The organism is Entomohabitans teleogrylli, assembly GCF_001484765.1.
GTDB classification, from domain to species: domain Bacteria; phylum Pseudomonadota; class Gammaproteobacteria; order Enterobacterales; family Enterobacteriaceae; genus Entomohabitans; species Entomohabitans teleogrylli.
This window is the reverse complement of record NZ_LLXO01000037.1, coordinates 1-16,418: the sequence shown is the minus strand read 5'-3', so window position 1 is coordinate 16,418 and position 16,418 is coordinate 1. Positions and strand designations below refer to the sequence as shown.

Genomic DNA, 16,418 nt, shown 5'->3' with positions numbered 1-16,418 from the left:
TATGGTTAGTAAAATCATATACATATTGGTTATTTTTGTGTCATTTGTATTTATACAGAAAATACCTCTAGTTTTATCCGTTTTCTCTGGTACTACCGAGCATACGGAATGGTCACTGCATTGTAGTCCTAATGCTCGCTGGTTTGGTGGAAGTGATGGAGGTTTCTTTCTGGATATCAAGCATGAGAAAGCACCTCATTACTATGTGACTGCTTATAATGAGAATGGTTCTCTATTGTTTAAGGGAGGAGTTTTATTTATTGGGAGCAGATTAGACTTTAGTTTAATTTCTGATATAAAAAATGAATACAATGAGAGTAATATTGAATCATGGTTTATAAAAATGAAGGATAATAGTATTTTGAGTGTTGTACCTCAACAGGAAAAGGAATTTTTAGATGGTAAGGATAAGTAGTAAAAAGGTTATTTTAAGTATTCTTTTTGGCAGTGGTGTGGGACTGATTGTTTTGTTATATAACGGTAACTCAAGTATACAAAAACATCAACTGACTTGCTATCCGGATGCCCGGCTTGTTAATGGTGTATATGTGGAAGTGTTTAGATTAACTCAAAATGTTTATTCTGTTGAAATAAGAAATAAGAATGGTGGGTTAACTATGGAAGGATACGTTAATTTTAAGAATGATGATAAGTTAGATAATTATGATATTATTTCATATGATGAAAGAAATGGCATTGGGATAAAGGATGGTAGTTTTCTTAATATCAGAGATAAAAGATAATGTATTTGGGTGTGTAGACTCTAACACATAGCGCGCTCTCATGGTTATTACATCGATTTTTTGGTATTATTTTACTGATGCTAGATGGATTAGAAAGGAAAAACATATAGATCGCTGTTTGATATAATGAAGTTTCGGATTGGCATATACGGTAGTCAACTAGACGGAGATTATCTTTTTCAAACGGATAATAGTTATTGCGAGTCTGAAGATGAGGATTCAATCGATATTGAATATTTATTGTTGCGACTTGGTTTGAATGGAGGGCTTGAGAAAATATATTTTAACATTAGAACTAATCAAGTTGTGATTGATATTGATGAGAATGATATTCACTCATTATATGATAACTAAATCATAAATTTAATTAATTAGCGTATTGCTATCTTTTATATGGCATCCCATAAGATATATAAGATGAGTTATTCTACTTTTTCTTTGAGTTTGAAAATTGTATTGATTTTCTTCTTGATTTCATTTCAGGCAAAAGCTAATGATTTAGCTGTTATAAAATATGAGTGTGGGATGCGAGGATGGGATGGGGAAAATACGAAACAGCAAGCATTTACTCACTTCATGAATAATACACTAGCCACTCTGTTTCTGATGCTGCAAATATAAAAACAAAAAAACTTAATGTTTCAATTGATCTTTCAATAATGAAATAACATGATTCTATATTAGCGGCGGTTAGATTAAAAATAATGACAATAAACATGGCGTTAATTTTATAATAACCAAAGTATGTTGACAGAAATGAATCAATATACATTTATTTGATGGATATTAGTTGAGGCTATAGCCTCCTAATTTATTAGGTTATTAACTCCTGAATGGAAATGCAAAATAAAGGGATGTACTGATGCCTGTCCGACTTAATACCATTCCCGACGCAGAATCCTATCCCGCACCGCCAGCCTGCATTAAATGGCTGTCAGCCTTATTACTGATGCTGTCTGTTGGTGTGGCAATAACCTCATTATTCGCCAGCGATGAACTGGCAAAAAACGGCCCGCATTTCTGGGGGCTGGCCTGCGGTGTGCCTGCCTTTATCTGGTCGCTGGTTGCTTCAGTTCGCTGGCTGTTTTTTATCACGCAGTACATTCGGGCTGATGCCTGGAATAAGCGCCGGGAAGAGGTGATTTTGCAGGAAACGCGCCGGGGACGACGGGCGTTGCAGATACTTAGTTTTTCCGTACAAACCGCGCTGAATGGTGATTCCGTTGCAGAAACTACAACAGCATTTCTGGCGCGTCAGCAGGTGTTGAATACTTACGCTGATTTGCGCGGAGAAGATACCGTGCGTCGCAGTGTCATTCCCGTATTAACCAATAAACCGGTTACCGGGCGTTTATCCGAAATTATTTCCCGCCTTTTTATTGATATCAGACCGCAATTGTTTCTGCTGCCCCCTGATTTTCATATCAACGTACTATTGGAAATTGATGCGCCGCTTTCTGAGTCAACGGTTATGGCTATCTGGCAGGACGAATGGCAAAAAGCCGGACTTCCCGAAGCCCGTCTGTTTTCCGGCCCGGAGCCGGGGCTGGCCGCCGTGGACGACTGGCTGGACAACTTTATTCAGGAAAAGGCCGTACTGCTGGTGATTTCCGTGCGTCTGGAACCGAAGAACCCGGAACGGACGGCAGAATCCGCCACCGCGCTGTTGCTGGCAAACCGACTGACGCAAATAGCGCTGACGCCGCTGGCCCTGCTGCATCGTCCTGAACGTATCACTGATACAGAGATGATGGCGTCAGGCATTGCACAGGCGCTGGACTGGATGCCGGTGCAGCCAGATGCCATATCCGGCATATGGACTGCCGAACTGGACAGGGAACAGCGTACCGCGTTGTTAAGCCTTAACCAGCCGTTTACTCAGGAAGCCCTGATGTACGAGCTGGATGCCTTTCTGGGGCGCTCCGGCCCGGCAGCGCCGTGGCTGTCCGTCGCTGCGGCAACGCTGGCGGCAATACAATCACAACACCCCCAACTGACGCTCAGCGGCGTTCAGGGCGGGCATTATTCATGGGCGACCGTGGTGTCGCCATTCGTTTCCCCACAGGAGGCATCATAGTGGTTCCGGGATTAAACCGTCTCCGGCCCCGTTCTGTTTCAGGGCCTGCCATCGTCATGACCGTGGCTGTTGTGGTTGCGCTTTGCACGTTTATTCACCGTAAACCGGCATTGCTGGGCGTTGAACCGGGTAGCTCACAGCAAATGTACTGGATGGCTGGCGTGATTGCCGCAGGCGTGGTCTTTTTGATTATCATGGGGGTTTATCATCTGCTGAACCGCCACGCTGCCGTACAGAACTTTGAACTCCGCAGACAGCTTGCCGCCGGAGATGACTATCGTGCGGTGACGACAAAGAAAGCCGACAGCCGTCATCCGGCAATGGTGGAACTCGCCGCCTTCCTGCGCGACCGCTACGGTCCGTTCTGGCGGCGTAACGTCCGCCTGCTGCTGGTGACCGGCGAGCCTGAACAGGCAGAAGCCATCGCGCCGGGGCTGACCGGGCAACACTGGCTGGAGGGCGACCACACGGTGCTGATATATGGCGGCAGGCCATCAGCGGAGCCTGATGTCACACTGCTGACCGCCTTAAAAAAACTGCGCCGCAGCCGTCCGCTGGATGGCATCATCTGGCCACTGACAGAAGAACAGAGCCGTCAGACAGCGCAACTCGACAAAGGCTGGCGCGAGCTGGTTAACGGCAGTAAGCGACTCGGTTTCCAGGCCCCACTCTATTTGTGGCAGGTCTGTGACAACGGTGATTATCAGACCGGATGCCCCCTGCAAAGCGTCGGCTGCCTGCTGCCGGAACGCTGTACCCCGGAACAACTGGCTGTAATGCTGGAAGCACAAACCCCGCCTCTGACGGAACAGGGCATGTCGCAGCTGCTGACCGATAACCGCCATGATTTTCTGCTGCGTCTGGCCCATACCCTTGCAGAGCGGGGTATCGCTCACTGGCAAAGCGTCCTGAAACCGCTGCTGGCAGGCGGCGCATTTTCTTCCCTGCGCCTGCGCGGCCTGATGTTCAGCCCGCCGCTTACCGCCGTGCCGGAAGCCGCACCTCATGCGTGGCTGCCGTCACCGGTCTGGGCGGGCGTGACCGGCGATAACGCGCGCGGGCGCACGGTGGGCTTTCCGTGGCTACGCGCCTCGCTGATAACCGGCATCTGCATGCTGGCGATATGGGGGGCCGGAATGACGACCTCGTTCTTCGCCAACCGCGCGCTTGTTCAGGAAACCGGTATCCAGACGGCGCGGGCGCTCGATACCCGCCTGCCGCTGTCTGAACAACTGGTGGCGCTGCATACCCTGCAGGGCGAACTGGAACGCCTGCAATATCGTATCCGCGAAGGTGCGCCGTGGTATCAGCGTTTTGGCCTTGAACGTAACCAACAACTGCTCGCCGCCGCTTTTCCCGGCTATGCGCAGGCGGCAAACCGGCTGGTGCGCGACGTGGCCGTTGACCATCTGCAACAGCAACTGAACGCCTTTGTCGCCCTGCCGCCCAACAGTCCTCAGCGTACCGCCACCGGTGAACAACGTTATAAGCAGCTTAAGGCATTGCTGATGACTTCCCGCCCGGAAAAGGCCGACGCTGCCTTTTTCAGTACCACGCTGATGGCGGACGGCCTGCGCTATGAAAATATCCCGGAAGGTGTGCGTCAGAGCGTGTTGCCGTCACTGCTGACCTTCTGGATGGCGAACCTGCCGGAACACCCGCAGTGGAAAACCTCGCCGCCACCGGAACTGACCGGCGCGGTGCGTAAAATCCTGCTGCGCCAGATTGGTGTGCGCAATGCCGAAAACACCCTCTACCAGAACGTGCTGCAACAGGTGTCCCGCAACTACGCCGATATGACGCTGGCGGACATGACCGGGGATACGCTCACCGAATCTCTTTTCAGTACGGAACAGACGGTGCCGGGGATGTTCACCCGTCAGGCGTGGGAAGGACAGGTCAGGGAAGCCATCGAGCAGGTGGTGACGGCGCGGCGCGAGGAAATCGACTGGGTACTCAGCGACCGCCAGCAGGATACCTCTGCGGATATCTCACCGGATACGCTGCGTAACCGTCTCACCTCACGCTACTTTACCGACTTTGCCGGAAGCTGGCTGGCGTTTCTCAACAGCATTCGCTGGAAAAAGGAAGACTCACTCTCCGGCATTCTCGACCAGCTGACACTGATGGCCGATGCCCGTCAGTCGCCACTGATTGCGCTGACGGACACCCTCGCATGGCAGGCAGCGGCTGGCAGGGAAAACCGTGGCCTGTCAGACTCGCTGGCGAAATCGGCACAGGAACTGTTTAACGGTAAGGAGAAAACGCCGCAGCAATCGCGTGAAGGCGACGTGCCTGTCGGGCCGCTGGATAAAACCTTCGCTCCGCTGCTGCGTTTGCTGGGCGATAAGGCCGGAGGCGGCGACAGCCAGCTGAGTCTGCAGACCTACCTCACCCGCGTCACCCGCGTACGCCTCAAACTGCAACAGGTGACCAACGCCCCCGACCCGCAGGAGATGACCCAGCAACTGGCGCAGACGGTTTTACAGGGCAAAACCGTTGACCTCACCGACACCCGCGACTACGGACGGTTAATCGCCGCCAGTCTGGGCGAGGAATGGAGTGGCTTCGGTCAGGCGCTGTTCGTCCGCCCGGTGGAACAGTCGTGGCGGCAGGTGCTGACGCCTGCGGCGGACAGCCTGAACCGCCAGTGGCAGCGGGCGATTGTCAGCCACTGGAATCAGGACTTCGCCGGTCGCTATCCGTTCAAAGCCTCACAGAATGATGCCTCCCTCCCCCTGCTGGCGCAGTACCTGCGCGATGACGGGCGCATCAACCAGTTTATTGCCGCCAACCTTTCCGGCGTACTGAAACGTGAAGGCCGCTACTGGGTGGCTGACGCCATGAACACGCAGGGGCTGACGGTCAACCCGGACTTTATCCGCGCCCTGAACCGCCTGCGCGATGTGGCCGACACCGCCTTTGCCAGCGGCGATGCCGGGATACATTTTGAACTGCGGGCAAAACCGGCCCGAGACGTGATGAAAACACATCTGGTGATTGACGGGCAGGAACTGGAGTATTTCAACCAGAAGGAACGCTGGCAGCGTTTTAACTGGCCGGATGAACAGTGGCAACCCGGCGCATCGCTGAGCTGGACCAGCACGCAGGCGATGGAACGTATACTGGCGGATTACCGGGGAAGCTGGAGCCTTATTCGTCTGCTGGAACAGGCGCAGGTGACCCCGGTGGACAGCAGTACCTTTAAAGTGGTGTGGAAAGCGCAGGACGGCCTGCCGCTGAATTACCTGCTGCGGGTTGAACAGGGTAAAGGGCCGCTGGCGCTACTGGAGCTGAAAAATTTCCGCCTGCCGGGACAGGTATTTCTGACCGGCAGGAGTATGAAGGATGCGGAAGAATACGGGGAAGACGCCGATGAGTGAACTGTTGCAAAAGCTGACCCGTAGCTGTTTTGCCGACCGGGATGCACTGGATGTGGCGCGAACACAGGCGGCGCTGTGGCAGACATGGCTGCTGCCGGTGACGGCAGATACGCCGGTCGGGGAAGACCCCGGCTACCACGACGATTTTCTGCGTATCCGCGACGAGATGAACAAACTTTCCGGCGCGGATACGGACCTCATCTGCCAGCTTGCCGAATCCCTGCTGCTGACGCAGGCAAAAGACGTGCGCATCGCCACTTACTACATCTGGGCGCGACTGCACCGCGACGGTGAGCGCGGACTGGCTGAGGGGCTGGCGCTGCTGGCCGGACTGGTGGAACGCTTCGGTACGCAACTGCTGCCCTCACGTCCGGCCAGCCGGAAAATGGCGCTGGAGTGGCTGGCGGGGGAAAAGATGCTCGACAGTCTTGCCCGCTACCCGGAAGTGGCAAAAGAGGATTTTGCGAACATTGTTGCTGCCCTCAGTCAACTGACGGTTTTCTTCGCCGCATGGCCCGAGGAGCAACAGTCTCCCTCCCTGATGCCGCTGATTAACGCACTGGAATCGCGTCTGGCGCAGTCGGGTGGGATGAACGCGGTGGTGCCGCAAAACAGCAGCAGCGTTCCTGCACCGTCATCCCCGGTGGATGCGCCACAGGTACAGACCATCACCTCCGGGCGTGACCTGCTCGACCAGGCGAAAGTGCTGGCCCGTTATCTGAACGAACAGCCGCAGGGCTGGCTTTCGGCACACCGGCTGATGAAAACCCTGCGCTGGGACACGGTGCATGAACTGCCGCCGGACGTGGACGGCAAAACCCGGCTGGCCCCGCCGCGCACCGAGTCACGCAACCAGCTTAAGCGGCTGTATGCGCAGCAGAACTGGACGGAACTGCTGGAGCAGGCCGACCTGATGTTCAGCACCGGCGTCAGCCATTTCTGGCTGGATATCCAGTGGTATCTGCATCAGGCGCTGACTAAGGCGGGCGCACCGTGGGACAGGTGGACAGCCGTTATCCGTCAGGACCTGGCGCTGCTGCTGGAACGTCTGCCAGGGCTGGAAAATCTGGCATGGAACGACGGCACACCGTTCGCCGACGAGGTGACGCGCAACTGGATAGCGCAGCAGGTCATGATGCGGGAAGACGGCGCATGGCTTGCAGGGAAAGCCGCTGTACCGACAGACGACGCCACAAATGACGTACTGGCGCTGGAGCCGGAAGCACTGGAGATGGCAGACAGTCAGGGCGTGGAAGCGGCTCTGGGCTGGATACAGACCCGTCCGGGCATCACCACGGCACGCCAGCGCCTGTTATTGCGACTGCTGATGGCGCGGGTGGCGGAACAGTACGGTAAAAACGAAATGGCGCTCCTGCTGCTGGAAGAACTGGATACCGCCGCACAGGGGCTGACGCTGACGCAGTGGGAGCCGGACCTGCTGTTTGAGGTAAAAGCCCGACAACTGAAACTGCTGCGCCTGCGGGCGCACCGCTATGCGGATAAAGCCCTGCTGAACCGAAAAATGGAAATCCTGCTGGGAACGCTGGTGACAATCGATCCGGTACGGGCAGCGGTATTGTGTGATACGCAACATAAGGAGTGATGACGATGGGAAGAGGCTATTTTCTGGTCAGGGGCGATAAGACCACCTGCGGCGGCAAAATTATTGAAGGGGCGGACGACCATACGATCATGGGTATCCCGCAGGCGCGGGATATGGACAGAGTGACCTGCGGTAAACATTCGGGGATGTTTATTATCGTCGGCGGCGTGCCGGAAACGGATATTCACGGCAGGCTGATGGCGGGATCGCTGGACAGTCAGAGCAGTTGCCCGTGTAAGGCGCGATTTATTGCGTCAATGATGGATGATACGTATGAGACCGAAGAAGGTTCAGGAACAGATAACCAGATAGCAGGAATAGATCAGAATAGGTTAAATAAAGAATGGACGGATGTTCGAGGAGATAACACTCAGAAAAAGACAAAATATACATCAGAAATAATTTTAATTACATCCACAATTAGAGTATATAGTACTAATGCCGAGGTAATGGGAGATCATTCAGCTATTTATTTTGAAGTGTCTGGTGATTCATCAAGCCCTTATCTTTATGATCCTAATGGAAGCTATAATCCTTATAAAAAATTAGAAAATGGAAATGGGCAGAGAGGATCCGGTTTTGTATTTAGTGGTGAATTTGCAAAACTGGATGATTTTATCAGTTATCAAGAAAATCCGAATGAAGTAACGCAGAATAAGCTGGATAGCGAATGGTTTCCCTATAAGGTAAAGTTATTATCTTTACCGGTAACGAATGAAGAGTTATTAACGATAAAGAATGCTGCATTGGCATTAGATGATGGCGATGAAGAACCGGGGAGTTTTAGTTGTGCCGAATGGTCTTCAAAATTGTTAAAATATATAATCCCAGAACTTGATATTTATACGCTGCCAAATTCACTATGGGAAGCGGTTGTTAAAGAAAAAGAAAAAAGAATAAAGTTAAATGGCGAGAATAAATGAAAATATTTAGATTTATAGTATTACTTTTATTTTTTATTATATCATTATTTGTTAATGTTTATCTTGTTTATAAAGTTGACGCCAAACATCAACTTCATGATTTTTACTGGTATTCTTACCTAATTTTATACCTTTCATTTTCCTTTGTTATTTTATTTGTTACTGATATTTTTTATAAATTAAATGTTTTTTATTCTTTGTTCTTTGGGTGTTGTACAGGTGGTCTATTATCATTCATTGCTTTATTATTGACAGATATAATATTCAGGGGTGTAGATGCTTATAATAAGCTAGAGGTGCTTGCGTTAATATCAAACACATTGCTAATGGGATGGTATTATTTTTCTTACTTTGTTTTATTTATTAGATGCTCAGGGAAGTTAGTGATCAAGTAAATAATAAAATAATATTAAGGAAGCCAGAGAGATTGAAGAAGGGATTTGGGAGCCATGTGGGCAAAACACATGCTTATTAAAGGGAAGGAAGTACTGGAACATGAAGTAAAGGAGTATTTAAAAGATAAACTAAATAATGTGAGCAAATGGGAATTGAAATAGATATGACTATAAATGCATTAAAAGAAAAGCTAAAGTTAACTTGCGGAGCCATATTTATATTTTTTTTATCCACAACTTTTGTTTTTTTTGGCTGTTATGCTACTTATGAACTATTTTTATGGAATGATATTATTGTATATAGCTGGGGGTATATATTAATTATCTTTTTACCTTTTACATTATATGTAATGTCGTTTGAGATTTTGTTTTTTGCTATTAGTGGGCGGCGATTATCTAAAGTAACAATGGTGCGCCTTTGGTTAATAATTAAGATTATTATTGCTTCCTCTATTTGCGCAATGTTGATTTTTTCTTCAATTTACAAAAAAGAATTATTATCTAGAAATTATATTGCTTGTAATGGTATCCCGTCTGGGTGGATGCCGGGTCTGGCAACGAAATACGTTAAAGAAAAATCATTATGTGAAAGAAACGGCAATAAATAAACCAATAAAGAAGTAACACCCAGAGACTTTTGACGGGCGTAATAATGCTGATAATCTTGCCAAACATGCCAGGAACCTTAGAGCTGTAGTCGATCGTAATTTTGACGCATTAGAGCCAAAATTAAAAGATCAAGGAGCATCAGAAGAACAACTGAAAGATGCCAGAGCGAGAATACACAAGTTAAACTCAGAACAGGGATTATATAAATGACCGTGAATATTGAAGCGTTAATTTATAGCTTAGAAAAAAGCTACCCCGAACTAATTGATAATGGTGTCATTACTTACAAAACAGAACCTAAAGGTTATGCAGGCTCCCCAAATCTCAACCTGGAGATGGCAAAAGAAGGGTTATTTTTATCATTCAGGCGTGATGGGAAAATCTTCAACGAAATGACCCTTTATATTCAACATGACAAGGTAAAAAACTGGATTTTCCCTAATAAACCACCTTTACCACTGCAAAGTAAAATGTCACGCAAGTGGGTACATGAAACATTTGGCTTACCAGACAAATCTATTCCACCCCGGATGATAGGAACTACGATGTTTGGATGGGTTGAACGGTTTTCGATTGATGGTTTTCATATTCCGGTTACGATGAGAGTAGCCTATGACTCTGATGAGTTAGTTAAGAGTATTACATATATGCCGACATCAGAATTGCGCTGGCAATATTTTAACTTAACTTCATCCTGATTGAATGTATTTGACGCGAACATCATGTAAGCGTTTAATTTACTGAAAATAACAATGCTAAATATTCAGCGTGACAGAAATATGGTGTCACGCTTCAACCATATATTTTAATATGGTGTATTTAAAATTCCCGACTTGCTGATATCAATTCATTTCATTCTTAAAACTAAAAAACACGTTTATTATTCGTTAATTAAATCACAGGGTCTGAATGGACGACTTAACCCAACGCTACTACGAAGCCGAAATGCGCTACCTGCGTGAAGCGGGGAAAGAATTTGCGCAGGCTTACCCCGACCGCGCTGCGATGCTTAATCTTGATAAACCCGGCGCACGCGATCCCTATGTGGAACGCCTGTTCGAAGGCTTTGCTTTTTTAATGGGCCGCCTGCGCGAAAAGCTGGACGACGATCTGCCGGAACTGACTGAAGGGCTGGTCAGCCTGCTGTGGCCTCACTACCTGCGAACCATCCCGTCACTTTCCGTGGTTGAACTGTCGACAGATCACCGGCAGATGAAGCAGAGCGAAACGCTGAGCGATTTTCAGGTATTGTCGCGTCCGGTTGGCGAGCGCAGAACGCGCTGTTTCTACAGCGCCACGCGGGATATCACGCTGCATCCGCTGGCGTTGCCGGACGTGTCATTGCAATATGAACCGGACGGACGCCCGGTTATCCGTCTGCGCTTTGAATGCGGCCCGCTGGTCGGTGACTGGTCACAGATCGATTTATCCCGTCTGCCGCTCTTTCTCAATGCCGACAGTCCGGTGGCCTGTGCGCTGCACCGGGCTTTAACGCTTGGTACGCAGCAGTTCTGGCTGCGTCTGCCAGGGCAGGATCGCCGGACGCTTGACGCACACTTTTCCCCGTTGGGCTTTGAGGATAATGACAGGCTCTGGCCAAAAGGCGAGTCGGCGTTCAGCGGCTACCAGTTGCTGCTGGAGTATTTCACCTTCCGCGAGAAGTTTATGTTTGTGGCACTCAACGGGCTGGAGAACGTCATCTGGCCGGAAGGGATAACCGGCTTTGAGATTGACGTGGTGCTGGCGGAAAACTGGCCTCATGATTTGCCGTTTAATACCGACAATCTCCGCCTGCACTGCGTGCCGGTCATCAACCTGTTCCCGCTCGAAGCCGATCCGTTACACCTTTCGCCACTGGAAAACGAATTTCTGCTGCGCCCGATGCGCATTCAGGACGGGCATACCGAGATTTATTCCGTCGACAACATTATTTCTTCGCGCCATACCGGCAGTCAGGCGTATGTCCCCTTCTCCAGCTTTCGTCACCGGGGCGGGATGCTGCGCCACGATGCGCCGGAACGCTATTACCACACGCGGGTAAAGCGCGGCCCTTCCGGCCTGCATGACACCTGGCTGATTCTGGGCGGCGATGCGTTTGATACTGACCGGATGCTGGAGGATGAAACGCTCTCTTTAAGCCTGACCGGCACCAACGGGCAGCTTCCCCGTAAAGCCTTACAGAGCACGCTGCTCGATACGCCAGTTCATGCCTCACAGAATGTCCTGCGGGTGCGTAACCTGTGTGCTCCGACGCAGCCCTGCTATCCCCCGGCGCGTGACCGCTTCCACTGGCGGGTGCTCAGTCACCTTGGTTCTAACTTTTTATCGATGATGGATAACGCCGAAATTCTGCGCGGAACGCTGGCGCTTTACGACTGGACCGAAAGCGAGATGAACCGCCGTCGTCTGGAGGCGATTGTCGACGTTCAGCACAGCCTGATACAGCGTTTTGAAAGAGGCTTTCTGCTGCGTGGCGTGGATATTCAGGTGACGCTGGACAGTAACGGCTTTGCCGGAGAAGGTGATATCACGCTGTTTGGTGAACTGCTGCACCGCTTTTTCGCACTGTATGCCGATATCCACTTATTCACTCAACTGACCTTAATTCTGCAACCCACAGGAAAGTGCCTGCAATGGACAGAGCATCACAGCCAGCGCGTACCGGGCTGACCGACCGGCTGGCCCCGGATATTGCGCGGATCAATTTTTACCGTTTTTGCCAGTTGCTGGAACAGAGCCAGCAGAACGCGCCACTGGGCAGTACCGACAGCCCCGCCACCGATGCGGTGCGCTTTCGTCCCCATCCCGGAATGGGCTTTCCGGTCAGCGAGTTAAAGAACGTTGAACGTGACGTGGGCAATCCCGACGCGCCACCCACGGTGCGCACCACCTTTCTCGGCCTGTACGGCGTGGATTCGCCACTGCCAACCGCCTATCTGGACTACATTACCCAGCGTCATGACGGACATGACGCAGTGATGGCGTTTCTCGATATTTTTAACCATCGCTTTATCACTCAGTATTACCGCATCTGGCGCAAATATAACTACCCGGCGTCGTTTGAAGCAGGTGCCGTGGATGACATTTCCCGTTGTCTGCTGGGACTCATCGGGCTGGGTATTCCCGGCAGCGAGAACCATATCGCCACGCCGGTATCCCGTTTTCTGGCCCTGCTCAGCGTGATGCGCCTGCCGACGCGCACGGCGGAAGGCGTCACGGCACTGGTGGGACTGCTTGCCCCGCTGACGAAAGCGACGGTAGTGCCTCACGATCCGCAGCCTGTTATTCTCCCGGCCCCTGCCGGTCTGTCAAAAAATTCGCCCATCAGCCTGAAAACGCGAACGCTGCTGGGGCGTACCGGCACCGACGTCAACAGCCAGTTGCTGCTGAAACTGTATACCGAAGATGCCGCAGAAGCACGTGGCTGGCTGCCCGGCGGGCAACTGCACAGCGATTTGCTGGTGCTGCTGCGCGTTTATCTGGGCTGGCGCTGTCAGGCCCGTCTGCAACTGACGCTGCCCGTCAGCCTGTTGCCTGCTGCCCGGCTGGGAAAACAGCGTGTACAGATTAGCCGTACCGGCATCCTTCGCGCCTCCTTTGCCGCGCCCGCGACCGGAACAGTGACGGTCAGTCTGGGGCGTTATCAGGGATTAATGCCCGCTTTTTCCATTCGTAACAGGGAGAGTATGACTCATGTTTCCTATTCGTTTTAAACGTCCGGCGCTGCTCTGTATGGCGATGCTGACGGTTGTTCTGAGTGGCTGCGGGCTGATTCAGAAAGTGGTGGATGAATCGAAAAGCGTGGCCTCAGCCGTTTTCTACAAACAAATCAAAATACTGCATCTCGATTTCTTCTCCCGCAGCACCCTGAATACGGATGCGGAAGATACGCCGCTTTCCACGATGGTGCATGTCTGGCAACTGAAAACCCGCGAAGATTTTGATAAGGCGGATTATGACACCCTGTTTATGCAGGAAGAGAAGACGCTGGAGAAGGACGTACTGGCAAAACACACCGTCTGGGTAAAACCAGAAGGCACGGCATCCCTGAATGTGCCGCTGGATAAAGAGACGCAGTTTGTCGCCATTATTGGGCAGTTTTATCACCCTGATGAAAAAAGCGACAGCTGGCGTCTGGTGATCAAAAGGGACGAACTGGAGGCCGACAAGCCGCGCTCGATTGAACTGATGAGAAGCGACCTGCGACTGCTGCCTCTCAAGGATAAATAACCGATGTCGACACCTTCCTTATATGAAATGCTGACATTCAGTTTCAGCGGCGAGTTACCGCTGGAACAGGTCAGCGAGCGGGATCAGCTTATCCTTTCCGTGATGGACAATATGCAACGCATTATCAACTGTCGGGCAGGCACACTGGCGCATTTGCCGGATTACGGTCTGCCGGATCTCAGTCTGATCCATCAGGGGATGGCTGCAGGTATTCATGGCCTGATGCGTCAGATTGAAGAAACGCTGCTGCGTTATGAACCACGCCTGAGTCAGATACAGGTGGAGCTACTCCCCCAGCCCCGTCCGGGGCATCTTAATTACCTGATCCACGCGCAGCTTCCCAATACCGGCTGGATACGCTTTGATGGCGTGTTTTCTCCGGAAGGACGAATTGTTCTGCGCCATCTCAAACAACAGGAGCGGGCGTACTGATGGCAAGTAACGCGAATTTTATCAGCCAGTTCGTCATGGGCGGCGATCCCTGTACTTATAAGGAATCCGGTGAACTGCAGGCTGAAATGAGTAAACTGACTCACCCGGCCCGACCGGATGTGGACTGGCGTCAGGTGGAAAAACTCAGCCTCGCGCTGTTCCGGCAAAATGGCGTGGAATTACAGACGCTGGTCTGTTACGTACTGGCGATAACCAGACGGCAGGGGCTGGCAGGGATGGCAGACGGACTCGGTTCACTGGACATACTGCTCCAGCGATGGGCCGACTTCTGGCCGGTACAGGTACATTCCAGAATATCACTGCTCAGCTGGGTCACAGAAAAAATGCAGCAGGCACTGAGAACGCTGGATATTCAGTATCAGGATCTGCCGCAGATCTACCGTTGTGTACAGCATCTTTCTGCCATCGAAACCACGCTTCAACAGTGTGAACTGTGGCATATGACGAAACTGGATGTGCTGGCCGGGCAGTTTCGTAATACGGCGCTACGTCTGGAGCGGCTGGCGCCTCAGGGAGCGGAAACCACTATCACTCCCCCTGAATTACCCCGCAAGGAAATGAAGCAACCAGAAAAGTCAGAAGAAAGTCCACAGCCGGTTTTTGCAACCAGACCCGCTCAGCAAAACGATAAGGATGCCAGTCCATCCGCGCCATCCCCTGAAATCTCCCGGCAACGGGCATGGCCGATATTTATGGCCGGAATGGTTGTGATGGCCTGTCTCGGCGGAACAGGATTATGGGGCTGGTCGCTGCTTAATCAGCCGGACGCGCTAATCCAGCGAATACAACTGTCTGTCATGCCATTACCGCAGTCGCTGGAGAGCGGCGAGCTGGCAACGCTGGATGTAAAGGATAAGGCGCTGCTGGCTCAGGACAGAACAATTGCGGCAAGTCAGATGCAACTGGAGCAGTTAAACAAATTACCTGCCCGCTGGCCGCTGGAGCAGGGATATCGCCAGCTACGCCAGCTTGATGCCCTGTGGCCGGATAATCCTCAGGTCAGGGCGCTGAACGCGCAGTGGCGTAAACAGCGGGAGCTGAGCGCCCTGTCCACAGAGGCATTGAATGGCTACGCACAGGCGCAGAGCCAGCTACAGCGCCTGTCGGCGCAGCTGGATGCACTGGATGAGCGTAAGGGGCGATATCTGACCGGTTCGGAACTAAAAACAGCGGTGTACAGCATCCGGCAGTCGTTAAAGGAGCCGCCACTTGAAGAACTGCTTAGGCAACTGGAAGAACAAAAACAGACCGGAGAGGTTTCGCCGACGCTGTTGACGCAGATTGATACCCGGTTAAATCAGTTGCTGAATCGCTATGTCATTTTACTGGATACGAAGGCGGAACAAAGTCAGTAAACGTCGGGGGATTTATGTACCAATAAGGGATATGTGACCTTGCCATTTTTTAAAAGGAGTCTTTGTATACAAAAAAGAGAGGAACAGGCCATTCAAAACGCGTGAAGAGGTTCTGGCATATCATGAGCGGGAAAAAATACCCTGTCTGGAGTGTGGCAAATTGCTCATTTTTTTACCGCGCCATATCTGGTTTGTGCATGGAATACGCGCTGACGAATATCGTGAAAAATGGAACATACCGAAGCACATCGCACTGGCAGGGATTTCATATCTGGAGAAACAAAGTGAATATATGAAGGAAAGAATAGCCAAGGGAGAACTGGATCCCGCAGAACAAATAGCCATGATGAGAATAAAGAGAAGGCAACTAAAGTCAGATCCTGACTGGCGTAATCGCTCCGGTTCTATATTGAAGAAACAATATGCCCGACGAGATATCCTTAAAAACAGGATATGGGAAAGATCTCCTGGCATAAAAAGTGTCTCTGTGGAGTTGAAAACAGAAGCTATAAGGCGAATGAAAAACAGGAAGGTCGCCGGGGAAAAAGTCCAGGATATTGCCGATGACCTGAACGTATCTATCAGCAGATTGTATCACTGGCTAAAGTGTATTAGCTCAGACCTGATCTGACAGTTACCGGTTATTC

The 16,418-nt window shown here is 51.0% G+C and carries 14 protein-coding genes; all 14 read left to right on the top strand.

The features are described 5' to 3' along the window. The first annotated feature begins 1 nt into the window (after nucleotide 1). The 14 genes from AQ981_RS23180 (at nucleotide 2) to AQ981_RS23100 (ending at nucleotide 16,402) form a co-directional block, all read left to right on the top strand. Complete coding sequence (locus tag AQ981_RS23180) at nucleotides 2–415, top strand: hypothetical protein (protein WP_058914134.1); 414 nt, start codon at nucleotides 2–4, stop codon at nucleotides 413–415. Beyond that, nucleotides 399–743, top strand: coding sequence for a hypothetical protein (locus AQ981_RS27445; RefSeq protein WP_058914133.1), 345 nt, complete (start codon nucleotides 399–401; stop codon nucleotides 741–743). The genes AQ981_RS23180 and AQ981_RS27445 overlap by 17 nt, the downstream gene beginning before the upstream one ends. Nucleotides 744–1,605: 862 nt before the next feature. Beyond that, complete coding sequence (locus tag AQ981_RS23160; protein WP_058914131.1) at nucleotides 1,606–2,820, top strand: hypothetical protein; 1,215 nt, start codon at nucleotides 1,606–1,608, stop codon at nucleotides 2,818–2,820. Between the two features lie 56 nt (nucleotides 2,821–2,876). Next, nucleotides 2,877–6,203, top strand: a complete 3,327-nt coding sequence (locus AQ981_RS23155; RefSeq protein WP_058914130.1) for an ImcF-related family protein — start codon at nucleotides 2,877–2,879, stop codon at nucleotides 6,201–6,203. Then, nucleotides 6,196–7,806 carry a type VI secretion system protein TssA gene (tssA, locus tag AQ981_RS23150; RefSeq protein WP_082683261.1) on the top strand — a complete coding sequence of 537 codons (1,611 nt, stop codon included), beginning with the start codon at nucleotides 6,196–6,198 and terminating at the stop codon, nucleotides 7,804–7,806. The genes AQ981_RS23155 and tssA overlap by 8 nt, the downstream gene beginning before the upstream one ends. 5 nt (nucleotides 7,807–7,811) lie before the next feature. Continuing rightward, complete coding sequence (locus tag AQ981_RS23145; protein WP_058914155.1) at nucleotides 7,812–8,729, top strand: PAAR domain-containing protein; 918 nt, start codon at nucleotides 7,812–7,814, stop codon at nucleotides 8,727–8,729. A gap of 559 nt (nucleotides 8,730–9,288) precedes the next feature. Further along, complete coding sequence (locus tag AQ981_RS23135) at nucleotides 9,289–9,732, top strand: DUF1240 domain-containing protein (protein WP_058914154.1); 444 nt, start codon at nucleotides 9,289–9,291, stop codon at nucleotides 9,730–9,732. 207 nt (nucleotides 9,733–9,939) lie between these two features. After that, nucleotides 9,940–10,431 carry a DUF6392 family protein gene (locus tag AQ981_RS23130; protein WP_058914127.1) on the top strand — a complete coding sequence of 164 codons (492 nt, stop codon included), beginning with the start codon at nucleotides 9,940–9,942 and terminating at the stop codon, nucleotides 10,429–10,431. Nucleotides 10,432–10,642: 211 nt separating this feature from the next. Beyond that, nucleotides 10,643–12,403 (top strand): type VI secretion system baseplate subunit TssF, encoded by a 1,761-nt coding sequence (gene tssF / locus AQ981_RS23125; RefSeq protein ID WP_058914126.1) that lies wholly within the window; start codon nucleotides 10,643–10,645, stop codon nucleotides 12,401–12,403. Further along, nucleotides 12,367–13,446 carry a type VI secretion system baseplate subunit TssG gene (tssG, locus tag AQ981_RS23120; protein ID WP_058914125.1) on the top strand — a complete coding sequence of 360 codons (1,080 nt, stop codon included), beginning with the start codon at nucleotides 12,367–12,369 and terminating at the stop codon, nucleotides 13,444–13,446. Before tssF ends, tssG begins: the two co-directional genes overlap by 37 nt. Then, nucleotides 13,427–13,963: a type VI secretion system lipoprotein TssJ gene (gene tssJ / locus AQ981_RS23115; protein WP_058914124.1), complete on the top strand. Its 537-nt coding sequence runs from the start codon at nucleotides 13,427–13,429 to the stop codon at nucleotides 13,961–13,963. Before tssG ends, tssJ begins: the two co-directional genes overlap by 20 nt. A gap of 3 nt (nucleotides 13,964–13,966) precedes the next feature. Then, nucleotides 13,967–14,395 (top strand): type VI secretion system baseplate subunit TssE, encoded by a 429-nt coding sequence (tssE, locus tag AQ981_RS23110; RefSeq protein ID WP_058914123.1) that lies wholly within the window; start codon nucleotides 13,967–13,969, stop codon nucleotides 14,393–14,395. Next, nucleotides 14,395–15,771, top strand: a complete 1,377-nt coding sequence (locus tag AQ981_RS23105) for a VasL domain-containing protein (protein ID WP_058914122.1) — start codon at nucleotides 14,395–14,397, stop codon at nucleotides 15,769–15,771. Before tssE ends, AQ981_RS23105 begins: the two co-directional genes overlap by 1 nt. Before the next feature lie 112 nt (nucleotides 15,772–15,883). Further along, nucleotides 15,884–16,402 carry a MucR family transcriptional regulator gene (locus AQ981_RS23100; RefSeq protein ID WP_058914121.1) on the top strand — a complete coding sequence of 173 codons (519 nt, stop codon included), beginning with the start codon at nucleotides 15,884–15,886 and terminating at the stop codon, nucleotides 16,400–16,402. Nucleotides 16,403–16,418 lie beyond the last annotated feature (16 nt).